The organism is Streptomyces sp. NPDC034049, assembly GCF_055575575.1.
This window is the reverse complement of sequence record NZ_JBVISJ010000022.1, coordinates 97,230-107,577: the sequence shown is the minus strand read 5'-3', so window position 1 is coordinate 107,577 and position 10,348 is coordinate 97,230. Positions and strand designations below refer to the sequence as shown.

Sequence of the window (10,348 nt, the reverse complement as noted above, 5' to 3'; positions counted from 1 at the left end):
GTACTGCAGGGGGGACCCTGTGGGAGAGTAGGACGCCGCCGAACAATCTTTGAGAAAGCCCCTGCCGGGTGACCGGCGGGGGCTTTCTGCATTCCTGGGCGCATTTCGGCGTATTTCCGGTGCTTTTCGTGGCGTTCCTTCAGGACGGCTCTACCAATTTCGTGTCGTACGCCAGGATCACTGCCTGGATGCGGTCCCGTGAACCGGTCTTCGCGAGGACGCGGCCGACGTGGGTCTTCACTGTCGATTCCGCGAGATGGAGACGGGCCGCTATCTCGGTGTTCGTCCAGCCCTTGCCGATGACGGTGAGGATCTCCCGTTCTCGGTCGGTCAGGGGTGAGAGACGGGGGTCCGGGAGGGCGGGGGCTGTGGGTTCTTCCGGCTTCGGCAGATGACGGGCGTAGGTGTCGAGGAGGCGGCGGGTCAGGCTGGGGGCCACCACCGCGTCCCCGGAGGCGACGGCCCGGACGCCGGAGAGGAGTTCCTCGGGGAGGGCGTCCTTCACGAGGAAGCCCGAGGCGCCGGCGCGGAGACCGGCGTAGGCGTACTCGTCGAGGTCGAACGTGGTGAGGATCAGGACGCGGGTGCGGTCGCCTGCCGAGACGATGCGGCGGGTGGCCTCGATGCCGTCCAGGCCGGGCATGCGGACGTCCATCAGGACCACATCGGGGTGCAGCTCGGCCGTCATACGGACCGCCTCGCTGCCGCCCGGGGCCTCGCCGACGACCGTCATGTCGTCCTGGCTCTCCAGGAGCATGCGGAAGCCGAGCCGCTGTAGGGGTTGGTCGTCGGCGATGAGGACGGTCGTCACTGCGGGGATTCCTCCGGGAGGTGTAGGTGGACTCGCCAGCCGCGTCGCGGGTGGGGGAGGGGGCCGGCCTCAAGTGTGCCGCCGTACAGGGCCGTTCGCTCGCGCATGCCGGGGAGGCCGCGGCCGCCGTTCGTCGAGGAGGGCGGTGCGGGGGCGGTGCGGGAGGTGTCGGTGAGGGTCAGGGAGACGGCGCCGGATTCCTCGTAGGAGATGAGGAGGTCAGCCGTGGCGTCCGGGCCCGCGTGTTTGAGGGTGTTGGTCAGCCCCTCCTGGATGACGCGGTAGACGGTGAGCTGGCGGCCGGGGGAGAGGGCCGGGACGCCGTTGACGGTGCTGTGCACGGGAAGGCCCGCGGACCGTACGCCGGTGAGGAGGCGGTCGAGGTCGGTGAGGGTGGGCTGCGGGGTCAGATCGGCCGGCGGGGTGGGGGCGGACGTGTCCTCGGGGTCGTCGCGCAGGACGTCCAGGAGGCGGCGTAGTTCCGCGAGGGCCTGGCGGCTGGTGGTGGAGATGGCGTGGAGGGCCTCGGTGGCGCGGGCGGGGTCCTTCGGCGCGGCGTAGCGGCCGCCGTCGGCGAGGCCGGTGATGACGGAGAGGTTGTGGCCGATGATGTCGTGCATCTCCCGGGCTATGCGGGCACGCTCGGCGGCCGCGGCGAGGCGGAGCTGCTGGTCGCGTTCGACTTCGAGCTGACGGGCGCGTTCGACGAGGGAGGCGAGGTACTCCCTGCGGGTGCGCACGGCGATGCCGGCGACCGCCGCGAAGGCCAGGGCCGTCGCGGCGGGGCCGATGTTCTGGTTGAGGCCCTGTTCGGCCGGGTGGCGGATGCCGCCGACGACGTAGGGCAGGAGGGCCAGGGCGTAGGACCAGAGCAGGGTGCGGTGGCGGGTGCGCAGGGCGACGTGGAAGACGGTGAGCAGGCAGAGTTCCCCGGCCTGGAGGGAGGCGCCGGTCCAGGTGTTGACGAGGGCGAACGGCAGCGTCGTCAGGAGTACAGCGAAGGGGTGGGTGCGGCGCCGGAGGAGGGGGAGGGTGAAGCCGAGGGAGAGCGTGACGATCAGCCAGTCGGGGAGGGTGGGGTCATCGGCGACGTTCTGCCAGCCGTCGCTCGTGTAGTCGATGAGGGCGGCCGTCACGAAGAAGCCCGTGACGAGCAGGTCCCAGAGCAGGGGGCGGCGGCGGTCGAGATCCCGCGCTCGTTCGGTGACCTCGCGGAAGTGATGGGTGAGGGGTTGGGGGCCCGTCGGCCGCCGGTCGCCGTCGGTGTCGGGTGTGGTGCCGTCGCTCGTCACGTGGGCATCCTCGTACGTGGGCGTGGTCGGAGCGTGGGACCGGGGCCGGAAATCCGGTGAAGGGTGTAGTACCCCGGTACTACCTTGGCCCGCATGAAGCTGCCTGCGCGTGCTGAGAGCCCTGCTGTTCCCGAGGGGTACCGGATCCGGTCCGTCCGTACCGGGGAATGGCGTGAGGTGCGGGAGCTGAGGCTGGCCGCGCTGCGGGATCCGGTGGCTCATCTCGCGTTTCTGGAGACGTACGAGCAGGCCGCGGCCCGGCCGGACGGGTTCTGGCGGGAGCGGGCGGAGGGTGCCGCCGACGGGGTGGGCGAGCGGCGGCAGTTCGTGGTGCTGAGCGCGACCGGCGAGTGGGTCGGAACGGTGACCGTGCTCGTGGAGGAGGCCGGGACCCGGGACTTCTTCGGCGAGGTCGTCGAGCGGCGGCAGGCGCATCTGGTGGGCGTGTTCCTGCGGGACGGGCACCGGGGGAAGGGTGTGGGCGAGGCGATGTTCGCGGTCGCGGTGGAGTGGGCGCGGGAGGCGGGGGTCGAGCGGGTGCGGTTGTTCGTCAACGAGGGGAACGGGCGGGCCGCGGCCTTCTACCGGCGGGTCGGGTTCGTGGGCAGCGGGGTGTCCGTCGAGGGGGACGAGGGGCGGGAGTTGGAGTACGTGCTGCGGTCGGCGTAGGCGTCGGGCGCGGCGGCTCGGGTGTTAGCTTCGGCGGCATGGACGACAGCGTGTATGTGGGCAATGCGGGCAAGGACGCGGCGCTGGACCGGGGTTGGCTGCTCGGGCACTTCAAGGCGGAGGGGGATCCGCGGCGGAGTGAGGCGGTGGAGATCAAGTGGGGTGTCCATCCGCGGGGCGACACACGCGCCCAGTGGGTCCGGGGTGAGGAACGGACCGCCCTTCAGGTGCTGATCAGCGGGCGTTTCCGGGTCGACTTCCCCGGTCGTAGCGTGGTGTTGGAGCGGCAGGGCGACTACGTCGTCTGGGGGCGCGGGGTGGACCACTCCTGGGTCGCGGAGGAGGAGTCCGTGGTGCTGACCGTGCGGTGGCCGTCCGTGGCCGGGTACGCGGTGCCGGACTCGACCAGCGATGCGACCAGCGATGCGACCAGCGATGCGACCGGGGATGTGACCGGGGATGTGACCGGGGGTGCGGGCGGGGAGGCTCGCTGACGGTCGTCAGGGCAGTGGGAGTTCGGTGTTGGGCCAGCGGGATCTGGCCTGTTCGCGGGAGCGCAGGAGCGCCAGTGTGGGCAGGCCCTGGTCGGCGCCGTCGGTCAGGAGGGCCGGGAGCTGGGGGAGTGGGGCCACGGCCGCCACGTCGTCCAGGACCAGGGTGAGTGGTGGGTCGAGGCGGCCGGAGGATGACCGTTCGGCCATGCGCCGGCCGCGCTCGACCACGCTCGAGGCGAGGGCCGTCAGGAGAGGCATCGCCGAGGGGTTCGCCTTGGGGTCCTCGATGGGATCGCCGACCACATAGAGCGTTCCCCCCTCGTGCACGAAGGAATCCAGCGCCAGGGAGTCGGCTCGGTTGGGGGCGCAGGCTTCCCGGACGTTGACCGTGGAGAGGGCCGAGAGGGCGCGGGCCGTCAACTGCTGCGCGATGTCGCGGCGTTCGGGGTGGGAGGTGAGCGCCGACTCCAGTTCGCCCGCCGCGCCGGGGGCCGCCTTCGGGTTCGTCCGCAGGGCGCGGACCGCTTCCTGGACGTTGCTGCCCTGGGCCCAGCGGTGCAGGTGGCGGATGGTGCGGGTGTCTATGGCGGCGGCGTGCAGGTAGCTGCGCAGGAGCGTCTCCGCGGTGTCCGCCACCGCTTGGTCGATCCTGGCGGTGGGGCGGACCGGGGCGAGGAGGGCGGTGGCCCTCGCCAGTGCCGTCGGCTTGTCCTCGCAGCCGGAGATCGGCGACCAGTGCAGGCGGGCCGGGGTGTCGCAGCGGTGTGCGGGGTCGTAGAGGAGGACCGGGCCCAGCTTCGCGCGGGCGTCCTTGGTGTCCGACCAGAGCGTGGGGTCGGAGGTGACGACGAGGGCCGGTCCTTCTGCGTCCCGTACGGCCTGCGCGGCGACCGGGCGACGGGACTCGGCGGAGCCGAGGACGACCGTGGGGGCGGGGCCCGCCCAGCCGGTGCCGGTGCCGGTGCCGACGCTCGGGTGGGTGCCGGTGGGTGCCGTACCGCCAGTTGCGGACGGCAGGGGGGTGGTGGCGTACGCGCCGGCCGGGGGCGCGAGGGGCGTGGCCGGCGAGCCGGCGGGCGTGCGGGGCGCGCTGTGGCGTGGCTCCGGGACCGTTGGGGATGCCGCCGGGTCGGAGTCCGCCGGGTCGGGGGCCGTGAACCCGTCGGGCGGGGTCTCGTGCCGGGCGGGGTCCCCGGGATAGGGCTGGGCCGGGGGTGCCTGCTCCACGGGGGCGGGAGCCGTGCTCTGGACGTGGGCGGTGGCCGGGTCGGGGTGCTGGAGCGGGGCTCCTGCCGTCGGCCCGCGCTGCTTCTGGGCCCGTGCGGCCTTGTCCCTGGCGCGTACGGCGCGCCAGCGGGCCAGGGTGCCCATCGTGAAGACGGCCAGGACGAGCAGGACCATGAGCTGGCTGATGAAGAGGCCCCAGAAGAGGCCGTAGCCGGAGAGCTGGGCGCCGGGGGTGTCCGGCCAGGCGCCGGGGAGGTCCTGGGGAGCGGAGATCAGGCTGCGTACGGCCAGGGGTGTGCGGGTGAAGGTGACGCCGTCGGGCCAGGCGCCGTGGGCGAAGAGGCCGGCCAGGCCGGTGGCCGTCCAGACCAGCAGGGTCAGGCTCACCAGGAAGCCGAGGAGGGCGACGAGCAGCCCGTCGGGGATGCCGCCTCCGCTCTGCCGGGGGTGCCGGTCGTCCGGTCTCATCGCTCGCCGCCGTGCATGCCGTGTGTCCTGTCGCCGTACATGTCGCCGTACAAGCCGTTGCCCTGCTCGTTCCGGGTCATCGAGGGTGCCGCTCAAGCCACCGTCGACTCGGAGGAGCCGTATCCGTCGACCTCGCTCAGCCGGTGTTCGACGAACGCGGCCGCCCGTTCCTCCGCCTCCAGTTCGGCGGCGCGCAGTGCGTCGTCGTCCAGCAGGTGGTCGACGGAGGACTCGGTCATCGCGCGGTCGGTGAAGACGAGGGGGCGTTCGGTCTCGGTGATGAGGTGTTTGACCACCTGCACATTGCCGTTGACGTCCCAGACGGCGATGCCGGGGGTGAGGGTGGGGATGATCTCCACCGCCCAGCGGGGCAGGCCGAGGACACGGCCCGTCGCTCTGGCCTCGTCCGCCTTCTGGGCGTAGATCGTCCTGGTGGACGCCATCTTCAGGATGGCCGCGGCCTCCTTGGCCGCGGCGCCGTCGATGACGTCCGACAGGTGGTGGACGACGGCGACGAAGGACAGACCGAGCCGGCGGCCGAACTTCAGCAGGCGCTGGAAGAGCTGGGCGACGAAGGGGCTGTTGATGATGTGCCAGGCCTCCTCGACCAGGAAGATGCGCTTCTTCCGGTCGGGGCGGATCCAGGTGTGCTCCAGCCACACGCCGACGATCGCCATGAGGATGGGCATGGCGATGGAGTTGCGGTCGATGTGGGACAGGTCGAAGACGATGAGCGGCGCGTCGAGGTCGATGCCGACCGTGGTGGGGCCGTCGAACATGCCGCGCAGGTCACCGTCGACCAGGCGGTCCAGGACCAGCGCCACGTCCAGGCCCCAGGCCCGTACGTCGTCTATGGCGACGTTCATCGCCTCCGCGGACTCCGGTTCGGGGTGGCGGAGCTGGTCGACGATGTCGGTGAGGACCGGTTGGCGGTCGACGATGGTCTCGTTGACGTAGGCGTGCGCGACCTTCAGGGCGAAGCCGGAGCGTTCGTCCAGGCCGTGGCCCATCGCGACCTCGATGATCGTGCGGAGCAGCGCGAGCTGGCCCGTCGTGGTGATCGAGGGGTCGAGGGGGTTGAGGCGGATGCCCATGTCGAGGGCGGCCGTCGGGTCGAGGCGGATGGGAGTTATTCCCAGCTCCTCCGCGATGAGGTTCCACTCGCCGACGCCGTCCTCGCCCTGGGCGTCGAGGACGACGACCTGGCGGTCGCGGAAACGCAGCTGCCGCAGGACGTACGTCTTCTCCAGGGCCGACTTGCCGTTGCCGGACTCGCCGAGGACGAGCCAGTGCGGGGCGGGGAGCTGCTGGCCGTAGAGCTGGAAGGGGTCGTAGATGTAGCCCTTCCCGGAGTAGACCTCACGGCCGATGATCACGCCGGAGTCGCCGAGGCCGGGGGCGGCGGTCGGGAGGTAGACCGCCTGGGCCTGTCCGGTGGAGGTGCGGACGGGGAGGCGGGTCGTCTCGACCTTGCCGAAGAGGAAGGACGTGAAGGCGTCGGTGAGGGCGGAGATCGGGTCCCTCATCAGCGCTTCACCTCCAGGTGCGGTTGGATCGGGTGGTCCCGCATCGCGATGGCCCTACCTTCGGATTCCGGTGGCGAACGGGAGCGTGTTGACGAAGGCCCGGTGGTGCTCACGGTCGCACCACTCCAGCTTGAGGTACGACTTGCCGGCCGAGGCCCTTATCGTCCGCTTGTCGCGGGCCAGTGCCTCTGGTGAGCGGGAGGAGACGGTGATGTACCCGACGAGGTTGACGCCGGCGGCGCCGCTCGCGAGGTCCTCGCCGCGCTGGTCGAGGCGGGAGTGGGAGGCCACGTCACGCGGGTCGACGGTGCGGTTCATCTTGGCGGCGCGGGACGCCTCCGCCTCGTCGTTGGTCTTCTCGGTCAGCATGCGTTCGATGGCGACCTCGGTGGGTTCGAGGTCCATCGTGACGGCCACGGTGCGGATGACGTCCGGGGTGTGCACGAGCAGCGGTGCCAGGAAGTTGACGCCGACCGGGGTCATCGGCCACTCCTTCACCCAGGCCGTGGCGTGGCACCAGGGGGCGCGGGTGGAGGACTCGCGGGTCTTGGCCTGGAGGTAGTCCGGTTCCATCGCGTCCAGTTCGGCCGGCCAGGCGTTGCGCTTGGTCATGGCCTGGATGTGGTCGATGGGGTGGTCCGGGTCGTACATGGAGTGGATGAGGGAGGCGAGGCGGCCCTGGCCGAGCGGCTGCCGTACGCGGATGTCGGCCTCCTGGAGGCGCGAGCAGATGTCCGTCAGCTCACGGGCCATGACGACGGCGAGGCCGGCGTCCTTGTCGAGCTTGCGGCCCTGGGGGCGGGCGGCGCGGGCCATGGCGTGGCCCTCGGCGGCGAGTTCGCGGGAGTAGTGCATGCAGGCGACGAGGTACGCGCGGTGCTGCTCGCTGCTGGTGGAGACCATGGACTGCAGCTGGTCGTACGACTGCTGGAGCCAGCCGGGGGAGCGGTCGTCGCCGCGCTGGGCGACGTCCTTGGCGTGGGCGTCCGGGTCGGCGGGGAGCGTGCGGGCGAGCATCTGGAGGCGGGTGACGAAGCCGTCGCCGTTGGCCACGTGCTTGAGGAGGGTGCCGAAGCGGTCGACGAGGGCTTCCTGGTCCTCGGAGTCGCGCAGGCCGACGCCGGGGCCCTCGATCTCGATGGCGGCGGTGACGGTCCGGCGGTCGGCGTGCAGCAGGACGGCGATCTCGTCGGGGCCGAAGGGCGCGGCGAGCCAGGTGATGCGGCCGATGCCGGGCGGGGGGCCGACCTCGACCTCACGGCCGTCGAGGTGGGTGCCGGCCTCCATGTTGGCGGAGCGGTACGTGGTGCCCTTGCGCAGGCTGCGCTTGTAACTGCGGTTGATCTCGAACCACTTGTAGAACGTCCGCCGCTTGTACGGGACGTACACCGCGGCGAGCGCCAGCATCGGGAAGCCGGTCAGCAGGGCGATGCGCGGGACGAGCACCGGGACGAGGAGGCCGCACATCATGCCGAGGAACGCGCCCGCGATGATCAACGCGATCTCGCCGGACTCGCGGTTCCGGCCGATGATCGCGTTCGGCCGGGCGCGGCCGATCAGATATGTACGGCGGGGCGTGACCGGATGGAGATGGTGGGACTCGGTCGTCAACGCCCTTCACCTCCCGTGCGGTTGCTGTTGCGGGTGTTGCCGGCGTGGGGGGTGTTGACCGGGCTCGTACGGGGCGGGGGTGCGGCGGAGGGGACAGTTCCGCCGCCTCCGCTCGCGCTGCGCGAGCTGTGGGCGGCCACGCCGCCGGATGCGGGGTTGGACGGGCGGGGGGTGCTGCTTCCGCCTCCGCCGCCGTTGTTGTCGGCCCGGGAGCTGTGGGTCTTGATGCCCTGGGCGACGAGGGTGGCGGGGGAGCTGATCACGGCGGCGGCCTTGCCTTCGGCGCCGCGCATGATGCGGTTGTTGCGGGAGCTGGCGATCTCGTCCCCGAAGCCCGGGACGAAGCGGTAGATCATCGCCGAGGCGAAGATGGCGAGCAGGATGATGGCGAGGCCGGAGACGACCGCGGCGAGGGAGTCGGGGCCGTCCTCGGTGGTCAGGGCGCCGGCGAGGCCGAGCACGATGACGATGACGGGCTTGACCAGGATGATCGAGATCATGATGCCCGCCCAGCGGCGGACGTGGCCCCAGAGGTCCTTGTCGACGAGGCCGGCGTAGACGACGACGCCGAGGAGGGCGCCGACGTAGAGGAGGACGGCCCTCAGGTACAGCTCCAGGTACAGCACGCCGGCGGCGACGATGGAGACCAGCGACACCAGGATCAGCATGATGGGGCCGCCGCCGATGTCGTTGCCCTTCTTCAGGGCCTCGGAGAACGTGCCGAAGAACGTGTCCGTCTGGTTGCCGGTGGTCTTGGCGATGATGTCGCTGACGCCGTCGGTGGCGGAGACGATGGTGTAGAGGATCAGCGGGGTGAAGGCCGAGGCCAGCACGGTCAGCCAGAGGAAGCCGACGGCCTCGGAGATCGCCGTCGTGAACGGCACGCCGCGGACGGCTCGCTTGGTGACGGCGAGGAGCCACAGTACGAGCGTGAGGATGGCGGAGGCCGCGAACACGACCGCGTAGTGCTTCAGGAACGTCATGTTCGTGAAGTCGACGTTCGCGGTCTCGTTGACGGCTTCGGAGAGCTTGTCGACGGTCCAGGAGGCGGCGTCGGCGCAGCCTTGGGCTAGGGAGGAGAGGGGGTCGAGGGTGGTGGTGAGGTCTTTGGGGGTGGTGCCCGCCCCGCCACCGCCGCCGCCACCGCCGCTGTCGCTCTCGCAGAACTCCCTGGCCGTTCCGGAGAGCAGCGAGCAGGAGTCGCCACTGGGCGAGGGAGAGGGGGACGTGGGTGCGGCGACGGCACGCGTCGCCAGCAGGACGACCGCGGTCTGTACGGCTGTGAAGGCTGCGGCGACCTTGAGTACGCGGCGTGGCCTACCGGGCATAGGTGAACCCTCCGTACTCCTCGACGGCCTTCGAGATCTCGTCGGACGTGGAGATTTTGTTGTCGCCGTTGACCGGCGCGGGGCCTTCCTTCTGCGCGAAGCTGTCGACCTTCCAGTCGTCGTTCTCCCAGCGTAGTTGGAGGGTCATGGTGAACCAGTCGCTGGTGACCGGGGTGGTCGTGTTCTCCGACGCCATGCCGAACACGCCTGTGCACCAGACCTCGACGGTCGCGGTGCTGTCCGAGTAACTCGTGGTCGTGGTGCCGACCGGCATGGTGCGTGAGACGTATGTGCTGCCGGACGGTGCGTTGCCGTCCTCGTCCAAGCCGACCTTGTCGAGGAAGTCAGCGCTGTACACCGTGTTCAGGCGGTCTTCCAGTTCGGCCGACTTGTCGGCGGCGAAGACCTGCCGCACGATCTCACTGCGCCGTACAGGCTTGAGGATGTCGGCCGAGACCAGCACCACGGAGTAGTTGGCCGCCGCGGACTCCGCCCCCTGCTGGTCGTGGGCGAAGCCGGAGGGGATGCCGCCGGTCTTCGACTTGACCGGTCGCTCCCCCGAAGCCGCCGTAGGGGCCGTTTCCGGCTTGTCGGTGGTGGAGCCTCCGGATGTGTCGGAGCCTCCGCCTCCCCGGTTCGCGAAGGCGATCGCGGCGATGAGGAGGACGACGACGCCGACGACGGTGACGAGGCTTCTGGAGGAGGAGCGGGGGCGGCGCGGGGCGCCGCCGTAGGGGTCGCCGCCGCCCTCGGGGAGGCGGGTCCGGGTCTGGCCGGTGCCGGCGTATCCCCCGTACGCCCCGTCGTCCCCGGAGCGCGAGGACTCGCGGTACCCGTGCTCGTCGCCGAGACTCATGCCGCGGTCGCCCCTTCAACTTCGACGTCGTATTGAAAGGCGTAGCAGTACGACGGTAGCCGCGCT

Annotated in this window: 9 protein-coding genes; 2 read left to right on the top strand and 7 right to left on the bottom strand. The window is 71.0% G+C overall.

Going from position 1 to position 10,348, the window contains the following annotated elements; translation table 11 throughout:
* Window positions 1-139 precede the first annotated feature (139 nt).
* Both ACZ52C_RS38940 and ACZ52C_RS38935 read right to left on the bottom strand, forming a co-directional pair.
* Complete coding sequence (locus tag ACZ52C_RS38940; protein WP_469079268.1) at window positions 140-811, bottom strand: response regulator; 672 nt, start codon at window positions 809-811, stop codon at window positions 140-142.
* Entirely contained in the window at window positions 808-2,103 is a 1,296-nt protein-coding gene (locus ACZ52C_RS38935; protein WP_469079267.1) for a sensor histidine kinase, read from the bottom strand. The genes ACZ52C_RS38940 and ACZ52C_RS38935 overlap by 4 nt, the downstream gene beginning before the upstream one ends.
* A 93-nt stretch (window positions 2,104-2,196) precedes the next feature.
* Between ACZ52C_RS38935 and ACZ52C_RS38930 the strand changes: the two genes are divergently transcribed.
* Both ACZ52C_RS38930 and ACZ52C_RS38925 read left to right on the top strand, forming a co-directional pair.
* Window positions 2,197-2,772 (top strand): GNAT family N-acetyltransferase, encoded by a 576-nt coding sequence (locus ACZ52C_RS38930; protein ID WP_469079266.1) that lies wholly within the window; start codon window positions 2,197-2,199, stop codon window positions 2,770-2,772.
* Between the two features lie 38 nt (window positions 2,773-2,810).
* Window positions 2,811-3,266, top strand: a complete 456-nt coding sequence (locus ACZ52C_RS38925) for a cupin domain-containing protein (protein WP_469079265.1) — start codon at window positions 2,811-2,813, stop codon at window positions 3,264-3,266.
* Between the two features lie 6 nt (window positions 3,267-3,272).
* On the opposite strand, the gene ACZ52C_RS38920 is transcribed toward ACZ52C_RS38925, so the two are convergent.
* The 5 genes from ACZ52C_RS38920 to ACZ52C_RS38900 all read right to left on the bottom strand — a co-directional run bounded on the left by ACZ52C_RS38920 (window position 3,273) and on the right by ACZ52C_RS38900 (window position 10,282).
* Window positions 3,273-4,961, bottom strand: coding sequence for a type IV secretory system conjugative DNA transfer family protein (locus ACZ52C_RS38920; RefSeq protein WP_469079264.1), 1,689 nt, complete (start codon window positions 4,959-4,961; stop codon window positions 3,273-3,275).
* A 92-nt stretch (window positions 4,962-5,053) separates the two neighbouring features.
* The gene (locus ACZ52C_RS38915; protein WP_469079263.1) at window positions 5,054-6,487 is read right to left on the bottom strand and encodes an ATP-binding protein; all 1,434 of its coding nucleotides are present in this window, start codon (window positions 6,485-6,487) and stop codon (window positions 5,054-5,056) included.
* A 54-nt stretch (window positions 6,488-6,541) separates the two neighbouring features.
* Window positions 6,542-8,098, bottom strand: a complete 1,557-nt coding sequence (locus tag ACZ52C_RS38910) for an SCO6880 family protein (RefSeq protein WP_086801713.1) — start codon at window positions 8,096-8,098, stop codon at window positions 6,542-6,544.
* Window positions 8,095-9,426 (bottom strand): hypothetical protein, encoded by a 1,332-nt coding sequence (locus ACZ52C_RS38905; RefSeq protein ID WP_469079262.1) that lies wholly within the window; start codon window positions 9,424-9,426, stop codon window positions 8,095-8,097. The genes ACZ52C_RS38910 and ACZ52C_RS38905 overlap by 4 nt, the downstream gene beginning before the upstream one ends.
* On the bottom strand, window positions 9,416-10,282 hold the full coding sequence (locus ACZ52C_RS38900) for a DUF8175 domain-containg protein (RefSeq protein WP_469079261.1): 867 nt from the start codon (window positions 10,280-10,282) through the stop codon (window positions 9,416-9,418). The genes ACZ52C_RS38905 and ACZ52C_RS38900 overlap by 11 nt, the downstream gene beginning before the upstream one ends.
* Between the last annotated feature and the right edge of the window lie 66 nt (window positions 10,283-10,348).

Excerpts from the sequence above, each read along its gene's own strand:
- ACZ52C_RS38905 (WP_469079262.1), bottom strand. The coding sequence starts at position 9,426 with ATGCCCGGTAGGCCACGCCGCGTACTCAAGGTCGCCGCAGCCTTCACA.
- ACZ52C_RS38900 (WP_469079261.1), bottom strand. The coding sequence starts at position 10,282 with ATGAGTCTCGGCGACGAGCACGGGTACCGCGAGTCCTCGCGCTCCGGG.
- ACZ52C_RS38920 (WP_469079264.1), bottom strand. The coding sequence starts at position 4,961 with ATGAGACCGGACGACCGGCACCCCCGGCAGAGCGGAGGCGGCATCCCC.
- ACZ52C_RS38915 (WP_469079263.1), bottom strand. The coding sequence starts at position 6,487 with ATGAGGGACCCGATCTCCGCCCTCACCGACGCCTTCACGTCCTTCCTC.
- ACZ52C_RS38925 (WP_469079265.1), top strand. The coding sequence starts at position 2,811 with ATGGACGACAGCGTGTATGTGGGCAATGCGGGCAAGGACGCGGCGCTG.
- ACZ52C_RS38930 (WP_469079266.1), top strand. The coding sequence starts at position 2,197 with ATGAAGCTGCCTGCGCGTGCTGAGAGCCCTGCTGTTCCCGAGGGGTAC.